Origin of the sequence: Kingella kingae, from assembly GCF_900475905.1 — a bacterium.
GTDB lineage: Bacteria > Pseudomonadota > Gammaproteobacteria > Burkholderiales > Neisseriaceae > Kingella > Kingella kingae.
This window is the reverse complement of the sequence record NZ_LS483426.1, coordinates 1,836,358-1,861,139: the sequence shown is the minus strand read 5'-3', so window position 1 is coordinate 1,861,139 and position 24,782 is coordinate 1,836,358. Positions and strand designations below refer to the sequence as shown.

General features: G+C 44.8%; 27 protein-coding genes. 18 read left to right on the top strand and 9 right to left on the bottom strand.

Going from position 1 to position 24,782, the window contains the following annotated elements:
* Positions 1-51: 51 nt before the first annotated feature.
* Together DQN52_RS10065 and tkt are read right to left on the bottom strand one after the other, a co-directional pair.
* Positions 52-747, bottom strand: coding sequence for a hypothetical protein (locus tag DQN52_RS10065; RefSeq protein WP_003787728.1), 696 nt, complete (start codon positions 745-747; stop codon positions 52-54).
* Between the two features lie 68 nt (positions 748-815).
* On the bottom strand, positions 816-2,792 hold the full coding sequence (tkt, locus tag DQN52_RS10060) for a transketolase (RefSeq protein WP_032827801.1): 1,977 nt from the start codon (positions 2,790-2,792) through the stop codon (positions 816-818).
* A gap of 414 nt (positions 2,793-3,206) precedes the next feature.
* On the opposite strand from tkt, the gene DQN52_RS10050 reads away from it, so the two are divergent.
* From DQN52_RS10050 to DQN52_RS09995, 12 genes are all read left to right on the top strand, one after another.
* Positions 3,207-3,989: a glycosyltransferase family 2 protein gene (locus DQN52_RS10050; protein WP_003787735.1), complete on the top strand. Its 783-nt coding sequence runs from the start codon at positions 3,207-3,209 to the stop codon at positions 3,987-3,989.
* Positions 3,976-4,995, top strand: a complete 1,020-nt coding sequence (locus tag DQN52_RS10045) for a glycosyltransferase family 4 protein (protein WP_003787736.1) — start codon at positions 3,976-3,978, stop codon at positions 4,993-4,995. The genes DQN52_RS10050 and DQN52_RS10045 overlap by 14 nt, the downstream gene beginning before the upstream one ends.
* A 25-nt stretch (positions 4,996-5,020) precedes the next feature.
* Complete coding sequence (gene trpE / locus DQN52_RS10040) at positions 5,021-6,496, top strand: anthranilate synthase component I (RefSeq protein WP_003787739.1); 1,476 nt, start codon at positions 5,021-5,023, stop codon at positions 6,494-6,496.
* Positions 6,497-6,638: 142 nt separating this feature from the next.
* Positions 6,639-7,088 (top strand): Fe-S cluster assembly transcriptional regulator IscR, encoded by a 450-nt coding sequence (gene iscR, locus DQN52_RS10035; RefSeq protein ID WP_003787741.1) that lies wholly within the window; start codon positions 6,639-6,641, stop codon positions 7,086-7,088.
* Positions 7,089-7,123: 35 nt separating this feature from the next.
* Positions 7,124-8,341 carry an IscS subfamily cysteine desulfurase gene (locus tag DQN52_RS10030; RefSeq protein ID WP_003787742.1) on the top strand — a complete coding sequence of 406 codons (1,218 nt, stop codon included), beginning with the start codon at positions 7,124-7,126 and terminating at the stop codon, positions 8,339-8,341.
* 83 nt (positions 8,342-8,424) lie between these two features.
* Positions 8,425-8,691, top strand: a complete 267-nt coding sequence (locus tag DQN52_RS11240; protein WP_071461636.1) for a transposase — start codon at positions 8,425-8,427, stop codon at positions 8,689-8,691.
* The gene (locus DQN52_RS11235) at positions 8,670-9,191 is read left to right on the top strand and encodes an IS5 family transposase (protein ID WP_331250429.1); all 522 of its coding nucleotides are present in this window, start codon (positions 8,670-8,672) and stop codon (positions 9,189-9,191) included. The genes DQN52_RS11240 and DQN52_RS11235 overlap by 22 nt, the downstream gene beginning before the upstream one ends.
* A 73-nt stretch (positions 9,192-9,264) precedes the next feature.
* Positions 9,265-9,777, top strand: coding sequence for a GNAT family N-acetyltransferase (locus tag DQN52_RS10015; protein ID WP_003787744.1), 513 nt, complete (start codon positions 9,265-9,267; stop codon positions 9,775-9,777).
* 67 nt (positions 9,778-9,844) lie between these two features.
* Positions 9,845-10,039: a hypothetical protein gene (locus tag DQN52_RS10010; protein ID WP_032827771.1), complete on the top strand. Its 195-nt coding sequence runs from the start codon at positions 9,845-9,847 to the stop codon at positions 10,037-10,039.
* A gap of 52 nt (positions 10,040-10,091) precedes the next feature.
* Positions 10,092-10,475 (top strand): Fe-S cluster assembly scaffold IscU, encoded by a 384-nt coding sequence (gene iscU / locus DQN52_RS10005; protein WP_003787748.1) that lies wholly within the window; start codon positions 10,092-10,094, stop codon positions 10,473-10,475.
* A gap of 72 nt (positions 10,476-10,547) precedes the next feature.
* Positions 10,548-10,868 carry an iron-sulfur cluster assembly protein IscA gene (gene iscA, locus DQN52_RS10000; RefSeq protein WP_003787750.1) on the top strand — a complete coding sequence of 107 codons (321 nt, stop codon included), beginning with the start codon at positions 10,548-10,550 and terminating at the stop codon, positions 10,866-10,868.
* A gap of 100 nt (positions 10,869-10,968) precedes the next feature.
* Positions 10,969-11,673 (top strand): IS1 family transposase, encoded by a 705-nt coding sequence (locus tag DQN52_RS09995; protein ID WP_071461625.1) that lies wholly within the window; start codon positions 10,969-10,971, stop codon positions 11,671-11,673.
* A 195-nt stretch (positions 11,674-11,868) separates the two neighbouring features.
* On the opposite strand, the gene DQN52_RS09990 is transcribed toward DQN52_RS09995, so the two are convergent.
* From DQN52_RS09990 to prfA, 5 genes are all read right to left on the bottom strand, one after another.
* A complete protein-coding gene (locus DQN52_RS09990; RefSeq protein WP_032827772.1) occupies positions 11,869-12,597 on the bottom strand; it encodes a lysophospholipid acyltransferase family protein in 729 nt (242 codons plus the stop codon).
* Between the two features lie 57 nt (positions 12,598-12,654).
* Positions 12,655-13,431 (bottom strand): type I methionyl aminopeptidase, encoded by a 777-nt coding sequence (gene map, locus DQN52_RS09985; RefSeq protein WP_003787755.1) that lies wholly within the window; start codon positions 13,429-13,431, stop codon positions 12,655-12,657.
* A 330-nt stretch (positions 13,432-13,761) separates the two neighbouring features.
* On the bottom strand, positions 13,762-14,256 hold the full coding sequence (locus DQN52_RS09980; RefSeq protein ID WP_003787757.1) for a hypothetical protein: 495 nt from the start codon (positions 14,254-14,256) through the stop codon (positions 13,762-13,764).
* A gap of 36 nt (positions 14,257-14,292) precedes the next feature.
* Positions 14,293-14,493: an acyl-phosphate glycerol 3-phosphate acyltransferase gene (locus tag DQN52_RS09975; RefSeq protein WP_223877602.1), complete on the bottom strand. Its 201-nt coding sequence runs from the start codon at positions 14,491-14,493 to the stop codon at positions 14,293-14,295.
* Positions 14,494-14,544: 51 nt separating this feature from the next.
* The gene (gene prfA, locus DQN52_RS09970; protein WP_032827773.1) at positions 14,545-15,621 is read right to left on the bottom strand and encodes a peptide chain release factor 1; all 1,077 of its coding nucleotides are present in this window, start codon (positions 15,619-15,621) and stop codon (positions 14,545-14,547) included.
* 193 nt (positions 15,622-15,814) lie between these two features.
* On the opposite strand from prfA, the gene DQN52_RS09965 reads away from it, so the two are divergent.
* Both DQN52_RS09965 and DQN52_RS09960 read left to right on the top strand, forming a co-directional pair.
* Positions 15,815-17,080 carry a murein hydrolase activator EnvC family protein gene (locus DQN52_RS09965; RefSeq protein ID WP_003787765.1) on the top strand — a complete coding sequence of 422 codons (1,266 nt, stop codon included), beginning with the start codon at positions 15,815-15,817 and terminating at the stop codon, positions 17,078-17,080.
* A gap of 105 nt (positions 17,081-17,185) precedes the next feature.
* The gene (locus tag DQN52_RS09960; RefSeq protein ID WP_003787766.1) at positions 17,186-18,811 is read left to right on the top strand and encodes an ABC-F family ATPase; all 1,626 of its coding nucleotides are present in this window, start codon (positions 17,186-17,188) and stop codon (positions 18,809-18,811) included.
* A gap of 51 nt (positions 18,812-18,862) precedes the next feature.
* On the opposite strand, the gene pgeF is transcribed toward DQN52_RS09960, so the two are convergent.
* On the bottom strand, positions 18,863-19,642 hold the full coding sequence (gene pgeF, locus DQN52_RS09955) for a peptidoglycan editing factor PgeF (RefSeq protein ID WP_003787769.1): 780 nt from the start codon (positions 19,640-19,642) through the stop codon (positions 18,863-18,865).
* 149 nt (positions 19,643-19,791) lie between these two features.
* Positions 19,792-20,115, bottom strand: coding sequence for an iron donor protein CyaY (gene cyaY, locus DQN52_RS09950; RefSeq protein WP_099046165.1), 324 nt, complete (start codon positions 20,113-20,115; stop codon positions 19,792-19,794).
* 90 nt (positions 20,116-20,205) lie between these two features.
* On the opposite strand from cyaY, the gene lptM reads away from it, so the two are divergent.
* From lptM to DQN52_RS09935, 4 genes are all read left to right on the top strand, one after another.
* Entirely contained in the window at positions 20,206-20,367 is a 162-nt protein-coding gene (gene lptM / locus DQN52_RS10840) for an LPS translocon maturation chaperone LptM (RefSeq protein WP_003787775.1), read from the top strand.
* Positions 20,367-21,593 carry a diaminopimelate decarboxylase gene (lysA, locus tag DQN52_RS09945; protein ID WP_003787776.1) on the top strand — a complete coding sequence of 409 codons (1,227 nt, stop codon included), beginning with the start codon at positions 20,367-20,369 and terminating at the stop codon, positions 21,591-21,593. Before lptM ends, lysA begins: the two co-directional genes overlap by 1 nt.
* Before the next feature lie 185 nt (positions 21,594-21,778).
* Entirely contained in the window at positions 21,779-23,464 is a 1,686-nt protein-coding gene (gene pilB, locus DQN52_RS09940; RefSeq protein WP_003787777.1) for a type IV-A pilus assembly ATPase PilB, read from the top strand.
* A 46-nt stretch (positions 23,465-23,510) separates the two neighbouring features.
* On the top strand, positions 23,511-24,779 hold the full coding sequence (locus DQN52_RS09935) for a type II secretion system F family protein (RefSeq protein WP_003787779.1): 1,269 nt from the start codon (positions 23,511-23,513) through the stop codon (positions 24,777-24,779).
* The last annotated feature ends 3 nt before the right edge of the window (positions 24,780-24,782 follow it).

Here is a 24,782-nt window from a genome sequence, read left to right as displayed (position 1 = left end):
TGTTATTCTACAAATTCAGGCAGCCTGAAAATGTAGTGTGTGCTTTTCTTTCTACCGAGCCATAGGCGCAAAAATGGTCAATGGCAGCACAACAATGCCAATCATTGCGTCCATCGCCAATGCAATGGGTGTAAACAGAATATTTCCTATCAAATTTTCTCCATTGATTTTGCTGTGTGTGATTTCTTGCGACAGTTTTACAGGCACAACTTGCTCAAAGCGGTAATCTACGGGTGATTGCGTGGGTTTGGCAAATAACGTGCCGTTGGTGTAGAAGCAACGCGCATAGGTTTTAGGTTGCTTACCCAATGGTTTAAATTGCAAGGATTGCAGCGTTTGTGCTTCTTGCGTTTTCAGGCTGCCTGCTGGTGTGTATTTCAAACAGAAATCGCTGCTAAATCGTGATTTTTCTGTTAGCACCACAGGCATTGCGGTTAAGATTTCATCGCCGTAATAGATTTGGTAGCGGTTGGTTAATTTTGCATTCAACACGGGCAATAAATTGGTTGAATCGTCTGCGTCTAGCGCATACCAATATTTATCGCCCATCATCAGCAATGAACCTGCTTTGAGTTGGTTGCTGTCGAGTTCGGCTCGTCCAAAAGCATGAACTTGGTCGCTACCTATATCTTGGTAAGCGGTGGTGTGGGTGGTAGGTGGATTCTTGCCCCATAGAAAGAGCGTTGTACAACTTGATTGTGATAAAACGGCTGCGGTTAAAATCGTGCATAACGATTTTTTGAACATTTCAAATCCCTTTAATTAGCATATAAAAAAGGCAGCCTGAAAAATAGTTTCAGGCTGCCTGAATCACATTACAAAACCGACTTCACAACCGAAACCACATTCTCAACCGTGAAACCATATTCTTTAAACAACAAATCAGCAGGTGCAGATTCGCCAAAGCGATTGATACCCACAACTGCGCCATTACCAACATATTTATACCAACCGTCTGTTACACCAGCTTCCACAGCCACTTTCGGCAAATCCGCAGGCAACACGCTCGCTTTATACGCCACGTCTTGTTTATCAAATACATTGGTGGACGGCATAGAAACCACGTTCACAGAAACGCCTTGTTCTGCTAACGCTTTTTGTGCGTTCAATGCCAATTCCACTTCCGAACCTGTGGCGATAATCACGGCTTTCGCGTTGTCTTTTGCGGAAATCACATAGCCGCCATGTTTCACATTCGCCAACTGCTCCGCGCTGCGTGGCACAAATGGCAAATTCTGACGGCTGAAAATCAAGCAGCTTGGGTGGTCTTTCGCTTTTGCTGCTTCCGCCCACGCAATCAGGCTTTCTGCTGTGTCGCAAGGACGCCAAACCGCCATATTCGGAATCATACGCAAAGTCGCGGTTTGCTCAACAGGTTGGTGCGTTGGGCCATCTTCGCCTAAACCAATGCTGTCGTGCGTGAACACGAAAATCGGGTTAATTTTCATCAACGCCGCCATACGCAAGGCATTACGCGCGTATTCGCTAAACATCAAGAATGTCGCGCCAAACGGTTTCACGCCGCCGTGCAATGCCATGCCATTCATAATCGCCGCCATACCAAATTCGCGCACGCCATAATGAACATAGTTGCCGCCTTGTTGCGGTTTCACGGAAACGCTGTTAGACCAATCGGTCAAATTAGACGGGGTCAAATCCGCCGAACCGCCCACAAATTCAGGCAGCACTTTTGCCAAAATTTCAATGCTGTTTTGGCTGGCTTTGCGTGTGGCGATTTTTTCTGCTTTTTCGCTGATTTCGGTTAATGCAGCCTGCACATGAGCGTCAAAGTTTTCAGGCAGCGTTCCGTTAATGCGGCGCGTAAATTCGGCTGCTTTTTCGGGGAATTTAGCGGCGTATTGCGCGAACAACTCGTTCCACGCGCTTTCCAATTTCGCGCCTTTTTCTTTTGCGTCCCAAGCGGCGTACACGTCGGCTGGCACTTCAAACGGTGCGTATTCCCAACCCAAATGGGCGCGAGTGGCGGCGATTTCGTCTGCGCCCAATGGTGCGCCGTGCGTTTTGTGGCTGCCTTCTTTGTTGGCTGCGCCTTTGCCGATTAAGGTTTTGCAGCAAATGATTGTTGGTTTGTTGGTTTCGGCTTGGGCTGCCTGAATGGCTGCGCGGATGGCTTCGGGATTGTGTCCATCTACATCGCGGATTGCTTGCCAGCCGTAGCTTTCAAAACGCGCTGGGATATTTTCGGTAAACCAGCCATCTACTTTGCCGTCAATGGAAATATTATTATCATCATACAAAACAATCAGTTTGCCCAAGCCCAATGTGCCAGCCAATGATGCCGCTTCGTGCGATACGCCTTCCATTAAACAGCCGTCACCCAAGAAAACGTAGGTGTGGTGATTGACGATGTCCAAACCGTCTTGGTTAAATTCTTTTGCTAACAAGCGTTCTGCCAATGCCATGCCGACTGCATTCGCAATGCCTTGACCGAGTGGCCCTGTGGTGGTTTCCACGCCGTCCGCGTAGCCGTATTCTGGGTGTCCTGCGGTTTTGCTGTGCAGTTGGCGGAAATTTTTCAAATCGTCAGCCGACAAATTGTAGCCGCTCAAATGCAATACGCTGTAAAGCAAGGCTGATGCGTGTCCGTTTGACAAAACAAAGCGGTCGCGGTTAGGGAATTTGGGATTGGCTGGATTGTGTTGCAAAAATTCGCGCCACAAAACGTCTGCCATGTCTGCCATGCCCATTGGCGCACCGGGGTGTCCAGAGTTGGCTTGTTGAACCATGTCCATTGACAGGAAGCGGATAGCGTTGGCGGTTTTGGTTGCCATAATTTGTCCTTTGCGTTGAGTGATTAAAAAGTGTGTCATGATTTCAGGATGCCTGATTTGCTATTGTTTTTTGTTTTAAACCAATGAATACCGTCTCTTAACAGCAAAATGATTATTGCTAAAACAATAGCAAAAGTGGCAATCATCAATCCTTTTAATGTCGGAAACATTGCATGGATACAATAAATAGTAAAAATCCCTGTGTTAGCCAATGATTCCAACATTGTTTGAACCAGCGTGTGAACCTATTCATAACTGCACCTACTTAAATAGGAAAGAAATTTGATTATGGCAGCTTTACAATCTGTTTACAATGTGCAGGCTGCTTTTGAAGTGCGAAAAAGCAGCCTGCAAACATTTTGCAATATCCCATAGCCGTGTAAAATAGCCGTTTCTTGTTGATGCCGATTCGCTATGACCCACATTTCATCACTTTTAACTGTTGCCCTGATTACCAAAAACGAAGCCAAACATCTGCCCGACTGCCTAAACAGCGTACAACCGTTGGGCTGCCCGATTGTCGTCATTGATTCAGGCAGCAGCGACAACACGCTAGCAATCGCCAAACAATTTGGTGCACAATGCCACACGTTCACGGATTGGCAAGGCTTTGGCGTACAACGCAATCGCGCGATTCCATTTATTCAAACGCCGTGGGTTTTGTGGCTAGACGCAGACGAGCGATTAAGCGAAACCACGCGCCAAGACCTAATCCGCCAACTTTCGCAAACGCCAGCAGACGGCAAAACCGTTTTTGCAATCAACCGTTTGAGCGTGGCATACGGACGAGAAATCCGTCATTGCGGTTGGTATCCTGATAAAGTGGTGCGTGTGTATCCGATTGAATTTGCAAAATATAGTGATGATTTGGTGCATGAATCTGTGGTTGTGCCGAGCGGTACAAACGTGGTGGATTTGTCGGGCGATGTGTTGCATTATACTTATGACAGCGTGGCGCAATATCTCAATAAATCCGCCAATTACGCTTTATTGTGGGCAAAACAAAAACAGCAGCAGGGCAAACAAGCCAGCTTATTTTCAGCGGTCATTCACGCATTAAATAGTTTTGTGAAAATGTATGTGTTCAAGGCGGGATTTTTGGACGGTAAACAAGGCTTTTTGATTTCTGTTTTATCGGCTTATTCGGTTTTTTGCAAATACGCACAACTTTGGGTACAAAATCATGCCAAATGCTAAATCAACCATTTTATTCATCAGTTTAGCCAAAAAATTTGGTGGCGGCGAAGTGCAAACCGAATTGTTGATACAAAATATTCGCCAACTGGGTTTTGATGTCGCGTTTTACGGCAAAGCCAATGGTGTATTGGGGCAAAAATTAGCCAAACAGAGCATTTTGGTTTTGCCGAATTTATGGACAGTTGGGCAATTTTTGCGACAGCATTCTTCGGTGTTAATTCACGCTTGTGACGGGCGTTCGGTACATTTGGCGGCTGCTCTAAAATTTTGTTTTAAAAAACCTTTGTTGATAACGCGCCACGTTATTTTTCCCTTGAAGCGCAAATCATCGCAAATCAGTTATCGCTATGCCGATGCGGTGGTCGGTGTGAGCCAAACCGCCAGCGATAAACTCAAATCGCTCAACGCACAAACCCACACCATTTACGGTGGTATAGAAAAATTGCGTGAACACAAAAGTATAGATGCTTATTTTCAATCAGCACCAAATACGCTGAAAGTCGCGCAAATTGGTAATTTTCAAGCGGTTAAAAATTTTCCTTTAACGATTGAATTGGCGAAATCTCTGCCGTCTGTGCAATTTTATTTGGTGGGTTCGGGCGAGTTGGAGCAGGAATTGAAAACCGCCGCCAAAGATGTGGCTAATATCACATTTGTTCCGTTTACGCCTTATATTGGCAGCGTGTTCAAGCAGGTTGATGTGCAAATTTTGCCGTCTCATTCGGAGGGTTTGTCTATGGTTATTTTGGAAGGTTATCAATACGATGTGCCTATTTTGGCGCACGCGGTGGGTGGCATTCCTGAAATTGTGGAACACGGTAAAACAGGCTATTTAATAGAACACAATCAAATGGAAAACTACCGCGTTTATTTGCTTGAATTATCCAAGCAGCCTGCACAATTAGCGAAACTGAAACAAAGCACAGCTTTGTATTGGCAACAGCGTGATTTTTCAGGAAAACGTATGGCGCAGGAATATGTGCAGTTGTATAAAAAACTGTTATAAAAAATCAATAACCGAGAATAACCCCATGATTACCAAACAACAATACCTAAACCAAGTCGCGCAAGGCTACAACCGCATTCCGCTTGTGCAAGAATTGCTGGCGGATTTGGACACGCCATTGTCGCTGTATTTGAAACTTGCCAATCAACCGTTTACTTATTTGCTGGAATCGGTGGTGGGTGGCGAACGCTTTGGGCGATATTCGTTTATCGGGCTGCCGTGCCATACTTACATTAAAGTTTCAGGCAGCCGCACCGAATTGTACGAAAATCATCAACTTACTCAAACTCATGATGGCAATCCACTTCCATTTATTGAGCAATTTCACGCGAAATTTAAAACACCAGAGATTGACAAATTACCGCGTTTTACAGGCGGTTTGGTGGGTTATTTTGGCTATGAAAGCATTTATTATTTTGAACACATCGCGCACCGTTTAAAGCAGCCTGCAAAATCTAATCCGTTGAGTACGCCTGATATTTTGTTGATGTTGTCGCAAGAATTGGCGGTCATTGATAATTTGAGCGGCAAAATTTATTTGATTGTGTATGCCGACCCAAGCAATCCGCAAGGCTATGAATTGGCGCGTGAAAAATTGGAAAATCTGCGCGAAAAATTGCGCCAGAGTGTTGCGATTTCGCTTTCGCTTGGCAGCCAAACGACACAGCCTGAACATTTAACAGGCGAAGAGACATTTAAATCGTATGTGCGCCGTGTGCGTGAATACATTTTGAATGGCGATTGTATGCAGGTTGTGCCAGCTCAAACGATGAAATTACCGTTTACCGACAAGCCGTTGCATTTGTATCGTGCGTTGCGGACGCTCAATCCATCGCCGTATTTGTTTTACTACGATTTTGGCGATTTTCATATTATTGGCTCGTCGCCTGAAATTTTGGTGCGCCGTGAACGTGAAACGGTGGTGGTTCGCCCGATTGCTGGCACACGTTTGCGCGGTGCAACGCCAGAACAGGACGCGGCAAACGCACAAGATTTGCTCAACGACCCGAAAGAAATCGCGGAACACACGATGTTGATTGATTTGGGGCGCAATGATGTGGGGCGAATTAGCCAAACGGGGCAAGTGGCGGTTACGGATAAAATGGTGATTGAGAAATATTCGCACGTTATGCACATCGTTTCCAATGTGGAAGGCTGCCTGAAACCGAATACGACTAATATGGACATTCTCGCGGCGACTTTCCCTGCTGGCACATTGTCGGGTGCGCCGAAGGTTCGCGCTTTGGAAATTATTGAAGAATTAGAACCGATTAAGCGCAATATTTTTGGTGGCGCGGTGGGCGTTTGGGGTTTTAATGGCGATATGGATTTGGCGATTGTGATTCGTACGGCGATTGTGAAAAATGGCGAGCTGTTTGTGAGTAGCGGTGCGGGCATTGTCGCGGACAGCGTGGAAGAAAGCGAATGGCAGGAAACGCAAAATAAAGCGCGTGCAGTTTTGCGTGCGGCGCAAATGGTGCAAGAAGGTTTGGATTGTTGATTGAAAGTGCAGGCTGCTTTGATACAGAAAAAAAGCAGCCTGCAAACTATATCGCTTATAGCTTTTTTTAATCTTGACTAAAATAGTCGGATATTAGACAATCGCGTCCACAAAACCAATAAAAAAGTGGAGTACATAAACCATGAGATTGACCACAAAAGGACGTTTCGCCGTAACCGCCATGATAGATTTAGCGATGAATGCACAAAGCCACGCCGTTAAACTCAACGCGATTAGCGAACGCCAACAAATTTCACTTTCCTATTTAGAACAACTGTTTAGCAAACTTCGCCGCGCAGGCTTGGTAGAAAGCATACGCGGGCCAGGTGGCGGTTATGTGTTGGGCAAGTCTGCCGACCAAATCAATATTTCGCAAATTATTGCCGCCGCCGAAGACCGTTTGGACGCGACTTTGTGCAGCGGTAAAGCCAACTGTCAAAGCGGCGCGCCCTGTTTAACGCACAATCTGTGGGAAAACCTAAACCACACGATTGACAACTATTTGAGCAGCGTAACACTCGCCAGCTTGTTGGAGCAGCAACAGCCCGACAAAGCCACGCAAATTGTACGCATGACCCATATTCACGTTTAATTTTCAATAAAAACACACATTAAGGACAAAAAACCATGACTCAAAAACAAAAACCGATTTATCTGGATTACGCAGCCACAACCCCGATTGACCGCCGTGTCTTGGATAAAATGTTGCCGTATATGACTGAAATGTTTGGTAATCCAGCGTCAAACAGCCACGCTTACGGCTGGGAAGCAGAAGAAGCCGTAGAAGAAGCGCGTAAAAACATCGCCGATTTGATTAATGCCGACAGCAAAGAAATCGTATTCACAAGCGGCGCGACTGAATCCAACAACTTGGCAATCAAAGGTGCAGCGCAATTCTACAAAACCAAAGGTAAACACCTGATTACCTTAAAAACCGAACACAAAGCTGTGTTGGACACCATGCGCGAGTTGGAGCGTCAAGGCTTTGAAGTAACTTATTTAAATGTGCAAGAAAACGGCTTGTTGGATTTGGAAGAATTAAAATCCGCCATTCGCCCCGACACGATTTTGATTTCTGTGATGTGGGTAAACAATGAAATTGGCGTAATCCAAAATATCCCAGAAATCGGCAAAATTTGTCGTGAACACAAAATTATTTTCCATGTGGATGCAGCCCAAGCCTGTGGTAAAACGCCTGTGGACGTAGAAACCGCAAATGTAGATTTGCTGTCTATGTCGGCACACAAAATCTATGGTCCGAAAGGCATCGGCGCATTATATGTTCGCCGCAAACCACGCGTACGCTTGGAAGCGCAAATGCACGGTGGCGGACACGAACGCGGTTTCCGTTCTGGCACATTACCGACACACCAAATCGTAGGCATGGGCGAAGCGTTCCGTTTGGCAAAATTGGAATTGGAAAAAGACACGGCACACGCTTTAAAATTGCGCGAAATTTTCTTGAACGGCATCAAAGACATCGAAGAAGTTTACATCAACGGCGATTTGGAAAACCGCGTGGCAACCAATTTGAACGTGAGCTTTAACTTTGTGGAAGGCGAAAGTTTGATTATGGCAGTGAAAGAAATCGCCGTATCCAGTGGCTCGGCGTGTACTTCAGCCAGCCTTGAACCCAGCTACGTTTTACGCGCACTCGGTCGCAATGACGAGTTGGCGCACTCATCGCTGCGCATCACATTCGGTCGCATGACAACCGAAGACGAAGTGAAATTCGCCGCCGAACTCATCAAATCGCAAATCGGCAAATTGCGTGAAATGTCGCCGTTGTGGGAAATGTTTAAAGACGGTGTGGATTTGAGTACGGTGGAGTGGGCGGAGCATTGATTTTTTTGATGATTTAAGTGTGCAGGCTGCCTGAAAGTGTGGGAAATTAGAACCTGTATTCACAAAAATAATAAAATATCTTTATGACCAGAAAATCCTACCCAACAGACTTAACAGATGCCCAATGGCAAGCGATTGAGCCATATTTTAACCAGCTACGCCACTACAAATGGGATAAACGTAAATTATTAGTGAATGCCGTTTTGTACATGACCAAAACAGGTTGCCAATGGCGTATGCTGCCCAATGATTTTCCACCTTATTCAACCGTATGGAGTTTCTATCGCAGAGCCAATCAATCAGGCTTATGGGATAGAATTCTTTTGGCATTGGTTCAAAAAAACGTTTAATCCATCAAAAACAAGCAATGCCAACTTATGCCATTATTGATTCACAAAGTGTCAAAACAGCTTCTAGCGCACATGATAAAGGTTTTGATGGAGGTAAAAAAATCAAAGGTCGTAAGCGACATATAGCTGTTGATACGTTGGGTAATCTATTGTCTGTTGTGATTCATGCAGCCAATATTCATGACACAAAAGCAGGTATTTTTGTAGCAAAAAAAGCGTTTGAGACCTATCCGAGTTTAAAAGGTTTCTGTGCAGACGCAGGTTATCGGAATACATTTGAGCGTGAAGTATCAGAGCAATTGGGTTTAACTGTTGAGATTTCAAAGAGAATTCAAGATATTTCTTGGCATATTCTGCCCAAACGTTGGATTGTAGAACGAACGTTTGCATGGTTAGGTTGGTCTGGACGTTTAGCAAAAGATTTTGAGCAGACGAATTTATCTGCTGAAAATTTTGTTAAACTAGGGTATATTTCACAAATATTAAGATTTATCAAATAGTTGTTTGTGAATACAGGCTCTTAGTTTTCAGGTAGCCTGAATTTAAAATGTATATTTAGAGTAAAACAATGTTATGACTACTATAAATCCATACGTAGCTTTAATTAGCTTTCAAGAAGAATTCAATAAAAAGAGGATTATTCCAAAATTAATTAATCCAAATAAAAATTATTATTTAGAATTTGACAGACCTAATGGAATTCCAAGATTTACTTATGCTTTCATTATCCCAAGTAAGGTATCGCCAAGATTTAAAAGTGAAGTTAGAGCTATATGTCAAGTAGCCCCTGTTGAACCTTATTTTGATGGTAAAGCTGTATTTCAAATAGGTTGCGCTGTTTTAGAAAAATATCAAAATCAAGGATTAGCTAAAATTTTTGTTGCGGATTGTTTAGATATTTTTGCTAGTGAAATTATTTTACGTAATAATATAAAAGAAGGAATTTATTTTGAAGCTATTGTTGATAAAGATAATATTCCTTCACAAAAATTATTTGAATATTTAAAATTTCAAAAAGAAACAGAGACTGATGAAGGTGATTTTCAATATTTGAAATTTGTAAATGGCTTTCAACAACCTACATGATTGAAATTATTTTCAGGCAGCATAAATGCCCTTTAAGATTTAAGACGGCATCATTAAAATAAAAACCATGCAAAATAAATTCACACTAACCCTTGCCCAAAACCGTTTTCTTGCCAAGAAAAACATTGTGGCACTGATACACAGCATTTCGCGCTTGGAAAACGTGAACACCACTTTTCCGCAAACGCAAACCATTGTGGGCGGCGCATTGAATAATTTCAGCTTCGCGGAAACTCACTACGTTGGTTTTCAGGTGGCCTGAAACCTTTTTATTAACAAAAACCTTTATAAACAAAACACAAGGAACATACATCATGGCATATAGCGATAAAGTGATTGACCACTACGAAAACCCACGCAACGTCGGTTCATTCAACAAAGACGACAACGATGTCGGCACAGGCATGGTTGGCGCACCTGCTTGTGGCGACGTGATGAAATTGCAAATCAAGGTAAACGAACAAGGCGTGATTGAAGATGCCAAATTCAAAACCTATGGTTGCGGTTCGGCGATTGCGTCTTCTAGCTTGATTACCGAATGGGTAAAAGGCAAATCTTTGGACGAAGCGTTGGCAATCAAAAACAGCGAAATCGCAGAAGAATTGGAATTGCCACCGGTGAAAATCCACTGCTCAATTTTGGCAGAAGACGCGGTTAAAGCCGCCGTTGCGGATTACAAGAAAAAACAAGGCGCGTAAATAGGGCGCAGGCTGCTTGGGTGTTTAAAAGCAGCCTGCACATTATTCAATCAAAAAATCAAGGAAAAAACGATGATTACAGTAACGCAAAATGCGGCTCAACACATTCAAAATTTCTTGGCAAAACGCGGTAAAGGCGAGGGCATTCGCATTGGTGTTAAAACCAGCGGCTGTTCGGGCATGGCGTACACATTGGAATTTGTGGACGAAGTGCAAGCCGAAGACACGGTTTTTGAACAAGATGGCGTGAAAGTGTTTATCGACCCAAAAAGTTTGGTTTATTTGGACGGTACGCAAGTGGATTATCAAAAAGAAGGTTTGCAAGAGGGCTTTAAATTTGAAAATCCGAATGTGAAAGAAAGCTGCGGTTGTGGCGAGAGTTTCCACGTTTAATAGAAATATAGTGAATTAAATTTAGAGGTGGTGTCCTGAAAAGTGTGCTGTAAAAAAATAAGCAATAAAAAAGCAGCGAAAACAGAGTATATTTGAGTGTGTGAAAACAGAAATAACTCTAACTTGTCCTCGCTGCCAAGGACAAAATATAAAGAAAAATGGCTACTCTGGCAATCGTAAACAAAAATATTTTTGCAAAGATTTTTGTCGTAATTTTATTGGCGACCATAACCTTACCTATAAGGGTTGTCATTCCAAAGCTGATGAACAGGTTTGGAGAATGACCGTTAGAGGTTGTGGTATTCGCGATATTGCAGCAATTACGGGTTACAGCAAAGACAAAGTTCAGGCTGCTTTAAAACGCCATGAGTTTGAGCCATTTCCTAAACAAAAACATTACCCTACACTTGAAATAGACGAGTTTTGGACATTTGTCGGTAACAAGTCTAATAAAGTGTGGCTAGTCTATGCCTATCACAGAGAAAGTGGCGAAATTGTCGCTTACGTTTGGGGTAAGCGCGATTTAGCAACAGCGCGAGCACTCAAACGGCGTTTGAAAGAGTTGCGTGTAACCTATGACAGAATGGCGACCGACGACTGGGCTGCATTTTTAAATGTCTTTTCAAATGAAGAATGGCATCTAGTTGGTAAGCAACACACAGTTGGCATTGAGGGTAATAACTGTCGTTTACGGCACAAAGTAAGGCGAGCGTTTAGAAAAACGTGTTGTTTTTCTAAAAGTATGTTTTATCACAAGAAAGTTTTTGATTTAGCTTTCTTTGATATTCACTTTGGCATTGTTTAGTTTTACAGCACACTTTTCAGGACACCACCAATCTAGATTAGTACAGCGTTGCCAACTCCCTTATGTACTAGCTGTACACGGCGGTCGTTGTCGCCTTGTCCTAATCTAAATTTAATCCACTATAACAAAGTGCAAGCTGCTTTTAAATAGGCTGCTTGGATATTTAAAAGCAGCTTGCACTTTTTGTTGTTTGATTTAATCACGCTTGGCAAACGGCCCTACACCCGAAATCTTTTCTTGCTGCGCTTCAATCCACGTTTCGCAAGCGCGAGTGAGCTCGACTTCATTGCCTAAAGTGTGCGAAATCGGCTCACCAATCACAACGGTTATCGTGCCAGGGTGTTTCAAAAACGAGTTGCGCGGCCAAAATTCGCCGCTGTTCAATGCCACAGGCACCAAATCCATTTCAAACAATTTTGCCATGCGCGCGCCGCCCAATTTATAGCGACCGCGCTCGCCAGCAGGCATGCGCGTGCCTTCAGGGAAAATCGCAATCCAAAAGCCCTCGTTTTTACGCGCCATACCTTGTTCCAACAACATTTGCGTGGCTTTCGCACCTGCTTTGCGGTCGATGCCGATGGTTTTCGCCAGTTTCAAGCCCCAGCCAAAAAAGGGAATGTTGAACAATTCTTTTTTGGCGACATAGATTTGCAATGGGAAAATTTCTTGCAACGCCAGCGTTTCCCAGCCGCTTTGGTGTTTCGCGCAAATGATAGACGGCGTGCTGGGGATATTTTCTGCGCCACGCACCACATAGTTCAGCCCCACGATGTTTTTCAGCACCCAAAGCAGCATTTTCACCCATGCCAAGCCGACTTTGTTCACGCCTTTGTCAAACGGCAGCGCGAAAATCACGCAGATGAACATAATAGGCATAGAAAGGGGGAGAATAGTCCAATAGATTAAGTTTTTGATGTATAACATATTTATTGATTTCATATTTTCAGGCTGCCTGAAAATATCAAGCAGCCTGAAAGTGTTTTATGGACGACCTGTACGCGGAGAAATCGTCAAAATTTCGCACCCTGTTTCGGTTACCAAAACTTCGTGTTCCCATTGTGCGGACAATTTGCGGTCTTTGGTAACAACAGTCCAGCCGTCGTCCAAAATGCGCAGGTGGCGTTTACCTTGGTTAATCATCGGCTCAATCGTGAAAATCATACCGGGTTTCAGCACCAAACCTGTGCCTTTGCGACCGTAGTGCAGCACTTGCGGTTCGCAGTGAAATTCACGCCCAATGCCGTGTCCACAAAATTCCTGCACCACAGAATAACCTGCGTTTTCAGCCACTTGCTGACACGCGTAACCAACGTCGCCCAAAGTTGCGCCTGATTTCACAGCAGCAATGCCTGCCATCATGGATTCGTGGGTTACGTCAATCAGGCGTTGTGCCTGTGGGCTGATTTTGCCCACTGCAAACATACGGCTACTGTCGCCGTGGAAACCGTCTTTTTTGATGGTTAAGTCGATATTGATGATGTCGCCTTCTTTGAGCGGTTTGTCGTCTGGAATGCCATGGCAAATCACGTGGTTCACTGATGTGCAGCATGATTTTGGATACGGCGGATTGCCGTAGTGCAAAGGTGCTGGGTAGCCGCCTTGTACGTTTACATGGTAATCGTAAACCAGTTTGTCAATTTCGTTGGTGGTGATGCCTGGTTTGATAAAATCGCCAATATAATCCAATGCTTCGGCAACCAAACGACCGAGTTCACGCATTTTGTCTTGTTCTTCTGGGGTGGTGATGATAACTGCCATTTTTTAAAAGTCTCTTTCTGTTTTTAAATTAGTTAATAGGTGGATTTTAAATTATCTGAACATCTGGTTCTAACAAAATATCATCGTCAGAACCTGAAAATAATTGGTTGATTTTATAGTGAATTAAATTTAGATTAGTACAGTGTTGCCAACTCCCTTATGTACTAGATGTACACGGCGGTCGTTGTCGCCTTGTCCTAATCTAAATTTAATCCACTATATCATTCGCTAAATTATCAAAATCATCAGGTACATCAAACGATTGATTTAAAAATCCAATCCATTTTTGGATAATTTGCATGATATTTTCCTTTCAGGCTACCTGAAAAGCTAATTTCCCATTATTGGCAATTCAGGCAAAACTCTATCATTTGCCAACGCATCGCATAATTTAGCGAAAAATTCTGCAGTCTTTTGATGATAAATTTTTTGCATATTTTCATTATCAATAAACATTTCTATTTCGCTACGCACCAATATCATGCTATATAAATTTTCTTGATATTCAGTAGAAAACGGCAAAATTTCCCAAACTGGACTATCTATTTTCAAATAATCTAATTTATTTGCTAGTAAATCTAGCATTTCTCGGATAACAAGCATTTTTTCATCATGCCCATATTGATTACTAATTATTTGAAGAATATCATTTTTCACTTGATTACCACGATAATTCACCCACCACAATTTTGTATAAATTTCATCGGGAAAATGATTTTTCGCGCAATCCGTATTTAGCCATTGTTCAAAATCGGCTGCCGATTGGCGACCAGTTAAAAACGGCAGCAATTTCCAAAACCATTTGGGTAATGATGAATTTTGCATGATATTCCTTTCAGGCTGCCTGAAAATTATTCCATATCATTGAACAGGCAATTTTTGCAAAACCGTTTCGGCTGAATCCGATTGAATGGCTAACCAATTTGCTTTAAAACCAAATGCAATCGGATTATCAGAAATTGTGGATATTTCAGGCTGCTGAATGGGCTTTTGCGCCAACGCAGAATTAGGCATCAATAAATGCCAAATTGCCAAGCATAATCCAGTCAAATATTTCTTCATGATTTTCCCTTTCAAAGCAGCCTGCATCAAATATGCAGGCTGCTTTTTGCTTTAATCCCCCATTGCCGCCAACAATTCCGCCTGATGTTCCGCAATCAACGCGCTGGTAATTTCTTCCATATCACCGTCCATCACAAAATCCAATTTATGCAAGGTCAAATTGATACGATGGTCGGTTACGCGCCCTTGCGGATAATTGTACGTGCGAATGCGCTCGCTACGGTCGCCGCTACCAATCAACGATTTGCGCTCGGCGGCTTCTTTGGCTTGGGCTTCGCGTTTTTGCTTGTCGTTCAAACGCGCCGCCAAAACTTTCATCGCTTGCGCTTTGTTGGCGTGTTGGCTGCGACCGTCTTGGCATTCCACCACCATGCCTGTGGGCAAGTGGGTAATGCGAATCGCGGAATCCGTTTTGTTGATGTGCTGACCACCTGCGCCACTTGCGCGGAATGTATCAATGCGTAAATCATTGGGATTTAACTGAATTTCTTCCAATTCGTCCGCTTCGGGCATCACAGCAACGGTACACGCGGACGTGTGAATGCGCCCTTGGCTTTCGGTTGCTGGCACACGCTGAACACGGTGTCCGCCCGATTCAAATTTCAATTTGCTGTACGCACCCAAACCGATTAAACGCACAATCACTTCCTTATAGCCGCCCAAATCGCTTTCGCTGGCGGACACGATTTCCGTTTGCCAACGATTGCGCTCGGCAAATCGGCTATACATTCTCAATAAATCGCCTGCAAATAATGCCGCTTCATCGCCGCCTGTGCCTGCGCGAATTTCAATGAAAATATTTTTATCATCGTCCGCATCTTTGGGCAGCAGCAATTTTTGTAATTCAAAATCAAGCTGTTCAATTTTGATTTTGGTGGCTTCAATTTCTTCGGCGGCAAATTCTTTCATGTCGGGGTCAGACAACATTTCTTGCGCGTCCGTCAAATCGCTTTCGGCTTGGCGATATTGTTGGTAGGTTTCCACGATTGGGGTCAATTCCGCGTGTTCTTGGTTGAGTTTGCGGTAAGTGTCCATGTTTGCTGTGGCTTCGGGCGAACCGAGCAAGGCGGTTACTTCTTCCAATCGGTCGGCTAGGGTTTGGAGTTTGTCTAAAATACTGGGTTTCATAATACAGATAGAAAGTGCAGGCTGCTTTTTGCGTAAACAAAATGCCAACAATGCAAATAGTGAAAAAAAATAGCGTAATTATACGCGAAAACGCTAAAAAAGCAGCCTGCACTTTGTTTGGCATGAACAAAATTGGTGTAAACCTGTTTTGCTTATATAATGCGTTCTTTTTTATGAATTTGAATACAGTGTTATGAAAATCACAGCATGGATTGGCGCGGTTTTTTTGTTGATGGGAACAGTCGTGCAAGCTGCACCCGATACCGCGCCCGAAGCATCAAGCAGCAAATTACAAAACATTCGCCAAGCGATTGATGCCACGCAAAAAGATTTGGCTGTTAAGCAAGAAGCGCATCGCAAGGCGCAGCAAACCTTGGCACAAGCCAAAGCCGCATTGGCAGCCGCGCAGCGTGAATTGATCGCAATGAACCGTCGCCGTGAAGTCGCATGGCAACGCTTACAAAAATTGCAGGGCGATTTGTCTAAATTGCAAGCCGAAATCGCCAACAGCAAAGCGCAAATCGCTCGTTTGTTGGTGGCGAACTATCGCAATCGCCAGCCACACGCGGTGGCGTTGTTTTTGAAAAACGCCGATTCCAATCAAAAAAGCCGATTTTTGACTTACACGCGCTTAATCAATCAATCCAACGACCAAGTGATTCAAAAATTAGCGGTGCAGGAAAAAGAGTTGGCAGTACAAGAAAAAGCCGTCAATGACCAAGTTGCCAAACTGCAAGCCTTGGTAAATGAGCAACAACAAAAAATGCAGCAACTGGGACAAACGCGCAGCCAAGCGCAAGCCACCAGTCAAAAATTGAATCAAGAAATGGCAAGCAGCCGCAGCCGATTGGCACAACTGCGCGAAGACGAACAACGCCTAAACAGCGTGGTAGCAGGCATTATGTCGCGTCAAAGCGCACAACGCCGCGCCGAAGCCGAAGCGCGTACCCAAGCCGCACGACAACGTGTAGAACAAGCAGCCAAAGCGCAAAACGAGTTGAGCGAAGCCGAATTGGCAGCCGCGCCGCCAGTCATCAAACCCGAACCCAAACCAGAGCCAAAACCTGTGGAAAGCAATGTCGGCAATCGTCAAGGCAATTTGCCGATGCCAACATCGGGGCGCGTGGCAGGCAGCTACGGCAGCACACGTGCAACAGGCGGCACTTGGAACGGCTTGTTTATTGAGACGGCATCGTCTGGCGTACAAAGCGTTGCAGCAGGCACGGTCGCCTATGCCGCCAATTTGCGTGGCTTTGGCAACACCGTGATTATTGACCACGGCGATGGCTATATGTCCACCTATGCAGGGTTGAGCCAAATTGCCGTCAGCAATGGCAGCCGTGTGGGCGCACGCCAAAACATTGGCACAAGCGGCACATTGCCAGCAGGCGAACAAGGTTTGTATTTTGAATTGCGCTATCGTGGCAGAGCGATTAATCCGCGTTCTTGGGTGCGATGAGTTTGAATAACAAAGCAGCCTGCATTTTTTGGAAACAGAAAGTGCAGGCTGCTTTTGTGATAAAATCGCGCCGTTTTTTTATTTTGTAAACAGGTAAACAATAACATGATTTCTACCAACAACATCACCATGCAATTTGGCGCAAAGCCATTGTTTGAAAACGTATCGGTTAAATTTGGCGAAGGCAATCGCTACGGCTTGATTGGCGCGAATGGCTCGGGTAAATCCACATTCATGAAAATTTTGGGCGGCGATTTGGAGCAAACTTCGGGCGAAGTTGCGATTGAAAACGGCGTGCGTTTGGGTAAATTGAAGCAAGACCAATTTGCTTACGAAGACATGCGCGTGTTAGATGTCGTGATGATGGGACACGTTGAAATGTGGGCGGCGATGACCGAACGTGATGCGATTTACGCCAATTTGGAAGCGACCGAAGACGATTATATGCACGCGGCTGAATTGGAAGCAAAATTTGCGGAATATGACGGCTACACGGCGGAGGCTCGTGCAGGCGAATTGCTGCTGGGTGTGGGCATTGAAGAATCTTTGCACAACGCGACCATGGCAGAAGTGGCTCCGGGGTTTAAATTGCGTGTATTGTTGGCACAAGCCTTGTTTTCCAAACCAGATGTTTTGCTGCTGGACGAGCCTACGAATAACTTGGACATTAACACGATTCGTTGGCTGGAAAACATGTTGAATCAATATGATAGCACCATGATTATCATCAGCCATGACCGCCACTTCTTGAACGAAGTTTGCACCCACATGGCGGATTTGGATTACAACACGATTACGATTTACCCTGGTAATTACGATGATTATATGTTGGCATCGGCTCAATCGCGTGAACGTGCGATGAAAGATAATGCCAAAGCCAAAGAAAAATTGCAAGAATTACAAGAATTTGTGGCGCGTTTCTCTGCGAACAAATCCAAAGCGCGTCAAGCAACCAGCCGCCTGAAACAAGCCGACAAAATCAAAGCGGAAATGGTGGAAGTCAAACCTTCTACCCGTCAAAATCCGTTTATTCGCTTTGAAATGGACGAGAAAAATAAATTGCACCGTCAAGCCGTTGAAGTGGAAAATTTGGCGAAATCGTTTGATAAGACATTGTTTGAAAAGCTGTCTTACATTATGGAAGCAGGTCAGCGTTTGGCGATTATCGGCCCGAATGGTTCGGGTAAATCCACGTTGTTGAAATTGTTGGCAGGCGCGTTCAATCTCGAATATGCAGATGGTGTTACGCCCGATGCTGGCACGATTAAATGGGCGGAAAAAGCGACAGTTGGCTACTATCCGCAAGACCACGAAAAAGATTTTGATTGCGATATGGATTTGAGTGAGTGGATGCGCCAATGGGGTCAGGAAGGTGATGATGAACAAGTGATTCGCGGCACGTTGGGGCGTTTGTTGTTCGGCAGCAATGACGTGGTGAAAAAAGTGAAAGTGTTGTCGGGTGGCGAAAAAGGTCGTATGTTGTATGGCAAACTTTTGTTGTTGAAAACCAATGTGTTAATCATGGACGAGCCGACTAACCACATGGACATGGAAAGCATTGAATCGCTGAACATGGCGTTGGAAAAATACAAAGGCACGTTGATTTTTGTGTCGCATGACCGTCAATTTGTGTCGTCTCTTGCCACGCAAATTATTGAATTGGACGGCAAAGGTGGTTATGAATATTACTTGGGCGATTACGAAAGCTATTTGGATAAAAAAGGCGTTTAACCGATAAAAAGCAGCCTGCACTTTGGGGATTGAAAGTGCAGGCTGCTTTTGCTATTTTTCCAACCAAATCGCGTTAACCATACGCCCCGTTTGCCCATCGCGACGATACGAGAAAAACGTGTCGCGCTCCAACACGGTGCAATGTTCGCCGCCCGAAATTTGGGTAACGCCTTCGTGTTGCAAAATCAACCGCGCCAACGCATAAATGTCCGCCAAATATTTGCCGTTGCCAATCGGCTCAAAGGCATTGCTGGCTTGTGGTAGCTCGGTGCAAAAAGCGTCCCATACGTCTTGCCCGACTTCAAAGGCTTCTGCGCCAATCGCGGGGGCAAGATACGCCATAATCTCGGTGGGCGCGACTTTCATGGCGTCAATCGTTTGTTGCAACACGCCATTTGCCAAGCCACGCCAGCCTGCGTGTGCTGCGGCTACCACTGTGCCTGCGTGGTCGCAAAACAGCACAGGCAGGCAATCGGCAGTCATCACGGCACACGCCACGCGCCCTGAATCGTCCCAAGACGCATCGGCATCGGCAAGCGTGTCCACACACAAAGCAGCCTGCACCACATCGGTGCTGTGCGTTTGATTCAGATACACCATCGGCACAGGAACGTGTTGTTGCAAAATGGCGCGATTTTGCGCGACAGCAGCAGGGTTATCGCCCACATGTGCGCCTACGTTTAAGCTGGCAAATGGTGGCTGGCTCACACCGCCATTGCGCGTGCTAATCAGCGTTTTCACGTTTTTGGGCGTAACCCAGTTGGCACGAAAAAAGCAGCCTGCAATCGGTTCAGGCAAATCAATCGCACGGTTTAAGTTGTTGGTATTCATGGTTTAATCCTTGTGATTTTAAAGTGCAGGCTGCTTTTATAGTGAATTAAATTTAGATTAGTACAGCGTTGCCAACTCCCTTATGTACTAGCTGTACACGGCGGTCGTTGTTGCCTTGTCCTAATCTAAATTTAATCCACTATATTTAATTACGCCACAAAAGCAGGAATCACCACACGCTCGCCCAATGCCGCGCTCAACGCTTCGTTTAGCACCGCAAAAAACTCGCTTTGGTCGCGTGTTGCCAGCCATGCGCCATTTTGGTAGGCAAAATGATAGCCGCCGCTTTTGGCTGCAATCCACAATTCTTGGTTGGGCGTGTGGCGGTTCACAATAATTTGCGTGCCATCGTCGGCTTCAATCGTCAGCACGTTGCCAGCAGGCAGGCAATCAAAATCGTAGTTATCCAATTCGTTTTCAATGTGGGCGAACAGCGCGTCAGAATGTTGCAAAAATTCGGTTTCGGTCATGATTTATGTTTCCAAATAATTTAAAATGTCGCGCATTTTGCCAGTTTTTAAAGCAGCCTGCACTTTTTTATTCCCCTAAATTTTGTGATTATTATGAAAAATATTGCTTATTTACTTTTATCTTTACAACTTGTCGCTTGCGGTTTTAAGGGCGATTTGTATCTACCCAAAGAAAATGACGATGCTAAATTCGGTGCAATCCAAACAGGCATCGATTTTAAACGCACACCAACCAATCCAACCGAGAAAAAATAATGAAAACCTGCGAAAACGTCTCTTTTGAACAACTGGCAAACCAATTCGGCACGCCACTTTATGTGTACAGCGAAAATGCGCTGACCCAAGCCTATCGCGCCTATGAACAGGCATTTGAATCAAGCAAGTCATTGATTTGTTATGCGATTAAAGCCAACAGCAATTTGAGCATTATTCAGCATTTTGCCAAGCTGGGCAGCGGTTTTGACACGGTGTCGGGTGGCGAAATTGCGCGAGTGCTGGCAGCAGGTGGCGCGGCAAACAAGATTATTTTTTCGGGCGTGGGCAAAAGCGTGGCGGAAATGGAATTCGCGCTCAACGCAGGCATTAAGTGCTTTAACGTAGAAAGTTTGCCCGAATTGGACAGATTGAACGAAGTGGCAGCGCGTTTAGGCAAAATCGCGCCTGTGTCGTTGCGAATCAACCCCGATGTGGACGCGAAAACGCATCCGTATATTTCCACAGGCTTGAAAGAAAACAAATTTGGCATTGCGATGGCGGACGCAGAACGCGCGTATCAACACGCAAGCAGCCTGCAACATTTGAACGTGGTCGGCATTGATTGCCACATCGGTTCGCAATTAACCGATTTGTCGCCGTTGGTGGAAGCGTGCGAGCGCATGTTGCTGTTGGTGGACAAATTGGCAGCGCAGGGCATTGTGTTGCAACATATTGACTTGGGCGGCGGCGTCGGCATTGTGTACAAAGACGAACAAACGCCCGATTTGGCAGAATACGCTCAAGCCGTGCAAAAATTGTTGGCAGGGCGCGATTTGGGCTTGGTGTTAGAGCCAGGTCGCAGCTTGGTGGGCAACGCAGGCACATTGCTAACGCGCGTCGAATTTATCAAACAAGGCGAAGAGAAAAACTTTGTGATTGTGGACGCAGCGATGAATGATTTAATGCGCCCAGCTTTGTATCAAGCCTATCATCACATTGAAAACGCGAGCGATAAAAAGCAGCCTGCAATGTTTGCCGATGTGGTTGGCCCAATTTGCGAAACAGGCGACTTTTTGGCGCAAAACCGCGAAATCGTGGCAGAACAAGGCGATGTGTTGCTGGTTCGCAGCGCAGGTGCGTATGGCGCAAGCATGGCGAGCAATTATAACACCCGTTGCCGCGCCGTCGAAGTGTTGGTGCAAGGCGATAATGTGCGCGTGATTCGCCAGCGCGAGACGTTGGACGATTTGTTGCGTTTAGAACAGACCTGTTTGCAAAACACATAAAAAGTGCAGGCTGCTTTTGCCAAAAAAGCGGATTTGTGTTGTGCAGATGAAACGTGATATGCACAAAAACTTTACATTTTCTGCATTAAACTAACAGAGTGGCGATTATCTTGTATAATCGCCACTATTGTTGACTTTATTTTAAGTAGCGCAAACACGCTGCTTCGTAGCATAGGAACGATCCCATGAGCGCAGGTTTATTGCGAATTTTGGTACAGAAAAAACTCGTACCACAAGAGAATTTAGCCAAATATCAAGAAGCGATTAAAGCCGATAAACCGATTTTGGCTTCCATTTTTGCCGACAAGCTGATTACACCAGAAGACTTGGCAGAGCTGTGTGCCACCATGTTTAACTATCCGATGTTGGATTTAAACTTCTTCCCACGCAGCAAAATCGTCCCTGATATTTTGGATGAATCGCAAATGATGGAATTGCGCTGCATTCCATTGTTTAAGCGTGGTAAAAAATTGTATTTGGCGGTGTCTGACCCAACCAATATCCAAAATTTGCAAAAAGTCGTGTTCAGCAGCGGCTTGGCGATTGATTTAGTGATTGTGCGCGATGATCAATTAAATACCGTGTTGGAATGGTTTGGTCAAAGCAATAGCAGCCTGCTTAAAGAAATGGGCATGGACAGCAGCCTGCAAGAAGCACAAGCCCAAACAGGCATGATTGTGGATGGCGAAGAAGAAGAGGACGGCCCTGTTGCCCGTTTCATTCAAAAAATTCTGCACGATGCCGTGACATCGGGTGCGTCCGATATTCACTTTGAGTTCTATGAATTTATGGCGCGTGTGCGTTTCCGTACAGACGGTCAGTTGCGCGAAATCGTACAGCCACCATTGGCATTGCGTAGCCAGCTGGCATCGCGCATCAAGGTAATGGCGAAACTGGATATTTCTGAAAAGCGCGTCCCACAAGACGGACGTATTCAGTTGCAATTTTCTAAAAATACCAAAGCGATTGACTTTCGTGTGAACACCATGCCGTGTTTGTTTGGCGAAAAAGTCGTGATGCGTATTTTGAACTCCGATGCCGCCAGCTTGAACATTGACCAACTGGGTTTTGAAGACTTCCAGAAAAAATTGATTATGGACGCGATTTATCGTCCATACGGCATGGTGCTGGTAACAGGGCCTACAGGCTCGGGTAAAACCGTATCGCTTTACACCTGCTTAAACATTTTGAATACCGATGACGTAAACATCTCCACCGCGGAAGACCCTGCGGAGATTAACTTACCAGGCATCAATCAAGTAAACGTAAACGACAAACAAGGCTTAACTTTTGAAGCTGCGCTAAAAGCATTCTTGCGTCAAGACCCAGACATCATCATGATTGGTGAGATTCGTGACTTGGGTACAGCCGATATTGCGATTAAAGCCGCACAAACAGGTCACATGGTGTTCTCAACCTTGCACACCAACAATGCCCCAGCCACCTTGTCGCGTATGTTGAACATGGGTGTTGCGCCGTTTAATATTGCATCGGCAGTGAACTTGATTATGGCGCAGCGTTTGGCACGTCGTTTGTGCAGCGCGTGTAAAGCCCCAATGGAACGTCCGCCTGAAAATGTATTGCGCGATGCAGGTTTTACTGACGAAGATTTGGCAAAAGATTGGACAATGTATCGTGCCGTAGGTTGTGATGCGTGTAAAGGCAAAGGCTACAAAGGTCGTGCAGGCTTGTACGAAGTGATGCCGATGACGGAAAAAATGAAAGCCGTTATCATGAAAGGCGGTACAGAAGTGGATATTGCTAACATTGCCTATGAAGAAGGTTTGTGCGATTTGCGCCGTTCTGGCTTGCTCAAAGTGATGCAAGGTGTAACCACTTTGGAAGAAGTGATTGCGACAACTAACGAGTAATTTTGATTATCTATTTGTATTTTAATTATTATTTAAAGGAAATAACATGGCTGCAAAAAAACCTGTTAAAAAAGCATCTGTAAAAAAAGCAGCGGCTGCCAAGCCTGTTAAGAAAGAAAAAGGCAATCGCTACCAGTTTGAAGGTCGCAATTTAAGTACCGATTCAATCGTACGTGGCGAAGTGATTGCTAAAAATGAAGACGAAGCACGTCAGAAGTTAGCGCGTCGCCAAATTAAGGTGTTGCAACTGACTAAAATGAAAAAGGCAAAAGATAAGAAAATTACTTCTGCCGACATTGCGGTGTTTACGCGCCAACTTTCTACCATGATGAAAGCAGGTTTACCATTGATGCAAGCGTTTGATATTGTGGCAAAAGGTCATGCCAATGCATCTATGACTGCCATGCTGATGGAAATTCGCAACGATGTGGAACAAGGTGAAGCATTGGGCGATTCGTTTGCTAAGCACCCTAAATATTTTGACAAATTCTATTGCAACTTGGTTGCCGCAGGTGAGGCAGGCGGTGTATTGGAAGGCTTGTTAGACAAACTGGCAACCTATAAAGAAAAAACCGAAGCGATTAAGAAAAAAGTGAAATCGGCTTTGACTTACCCAATTTCTATTGTGGTGGTGGCGGTTGCCTTGGTGATTGTGATGATGATGTTCGTGTTGCCAGAGTTTGGTAAGGTGTACAGTAGCATGGGCGCAGAATTGCCACCGTTGACGCAATTTATGATGAATATTTCCAATGCGTTTGTGGAATTTGGTTGGTTGATTATTTTGGCTTTGATTGGCGGTGTGGTTGCGCTGATTCAATTCCATAAGAGATCTCATGCGTTCCAGAAAAAAGTGGATACATGGTTGTTAAAAACGCCAATTTTTGGTGATATTGTTCGTAAAGCAACGATTGCACGTTGGGCACGTACTACTGCAACCTTATTTACTGCGGGTGTGCCATTGGTGGAAGTATTGGATTCGGTAGCTGGTGCAGCAGGTAATATTATTTACGAAGAAGCCACTCGCGAAATTCGTTCCAAAGTAAACCAAGGTATTTCTTTGACATCGGGTATGCAGGCAACTAATTTATTCCCGAACATGGTAGTGCAAATGGCTTCCATTGGTGAAGAATCTGGCGCGTTGGATGATATGTTAAACAAAACCGCTGAATTCTATGAAGACGAAGTTGATGCTGCGGTGGGAATGTTGTCATCTTTGATGGAACCCATCATTATGGTGGTATTAGGCGGTATCATTGGTGTGATTCTGGTCGCAATGTACTTGCCATTGTTTAACTTGGGTAATGTAGTGGCATAAAGT

Bases quoted from the DNA above. Each gene is read 5' to 3' on its own strand.
- DQN52_RS09960 (WP_003787766.1), top strand. From the start codon at position 17,186: ATGATTTCTACCAACAACATCACCATGCAATTTGGCGCAAAGCCATTG.
- DQN52_RS09935 (WP_003787779.1), top strand. From the start codon at position 23,511: ATGGCTGCAAAAAAACCTGTTAAAAAAGCATCTGTAAAAAAAGCAGCG.
- trpE (WP_003787739.1), top strand. From the start codon at position 5,021: ATGATTACCAAACAACAATACCTAAACCAAGTCGCGCAAGGCTACAAC.
- DQN52_RS09975 (WP_223877602.1), bottom strand. From the start codon at position 14,493: ATGAAGAAATATTTGACTGGATTATGCTTGGCAATTTGGCATTTATTG.
- DQN52_RS10045 (WP_003787736.1), top strand. From the start codon at position 3,976: ATGCCAAATGCTAAATCAACCATTTTATTCATCAGTTTAGCCAAAAAA.
- map (WP_003787755.1), bottom strand. From the start codon at position 13,431: ATGGCAGTTATCATCACCACCCCAGAAGAACAAGACAAAATGCGTGAA.
- DQN52_RS09980 (WP_003787757.1), bottom strand. From the start codon at position 14,256: ATGCAAAATTCATCATTACCCAAATGGTTTTGGAAATTGCTGCCGTTT.
- lptM (WP_003787775.1), top strand. From the start codon at position 20,206: ATGAAAAATATTGCTTATTTACTTTTATCTTTACAACTTGTCGCTTGC.
- lysA (WP_003787776.1), top strand. From the start codon at position 20,367: ATGAAAACCTGCGAAAACGTCTCTTTTGAACAACTGGCAAACCAATTC.
- pilB (WP_003787777.1), top strand. From the start codon at position 21,779: ATGAGCGCAGGTTTATTGCGAATTTTGGTACAGAAAAAACTCGTACCA.
- iscA (WP_003787750.1), top strand. From the start codon at position 10,548: ATGATTACAGTAACGCAAAATGCGGCTCAACACATTCAAAATTTCTTG.
- DQN52_RS09965 (WP_003787765.1), top strand. From the start codon at position 15,815: ATGAAAATCACAGCATGGATTGGCGCGGTTTTTTTGTTGATGGGAACA.
- iscU (WP_003787748.1), top strand. From the start codon at position 10,092: ATGGCATATAGCGATAAAGTGATTGACCACTACGAAAACCCACGCAAC.
- DQN52_RS09990 (WP_032827772.1), bottom strand. From the start codon at position 12,597: ATGTTATACATCAAAAACTTAATCTATTGGACTATTCTCCCCCTTTCT.
- DQN52_RS10065 (WP_003787728.1), bottom strand. From the start codon at position 747: ATGTTCAAAAAATCGTTATGCACGATTTTAACCGCAGCCGTTTTATCA.
- DQN52_RS10010 (WP_032827771.1), top strand. From the start codon at position 9,845: ATGCAAAATAAATTCACACTAACCCTTGCCCAAAACCGTTTTCTTGCC.
- DQN52_RS10050 (WP_003787735.1), top strand. From the start codon at position 3,207: ATGACCCACATTTCATCACTTTTAACTGTTGCCCTGATTACCAAAAAC.
- DQN52_RS10030 (WP_003787742.1), top strand. From the start codon at position 7,124: ATGACTCAAAAACAAAAACCGATTTATCTGGATTACGCAGCCACAACC.
- DQN52_RS10015 (WP_003787744.1), top strand. From the start codon at position 9,265: ATGACTACTATAAATCCATACGTAGCTTTAATTAGCTTTCAAGAAGAA.
- tkt (WP_032827801.1), bottom strand. From the start codon at position 2,792: ATGGCAACCAAAACCGCCAACGCTATCCGCTTCCTGTCAATGGACATG.
- prfA (WP_032827773.1), bottom strand. From the start codon at position 15,621: ATGAAACCCAGTATTTTAGACAAACTCCAAACCCTAGCCGACCGATTG.
- DQN52_RS11240 (WP_071461636.1), top strand. From the start codon at position 8,425: ATGACCAGAAAATCCTACCCAACAGACTTAACAGATGCCCAATGGCAA.
- iscR (WP_003787741.1), top strand. From the start codon at position 6,639: ATGAGATTGACCACAAAAGGACGTTTCGCCGTAACCGCCATGATAGAT.
- pgeF (WP_003787769.1), bottom strand. From the start codon at position 19,642: ATGAATACCAACAACTTAAACCGTGCGATTGATTTGCCTGAACCGATT.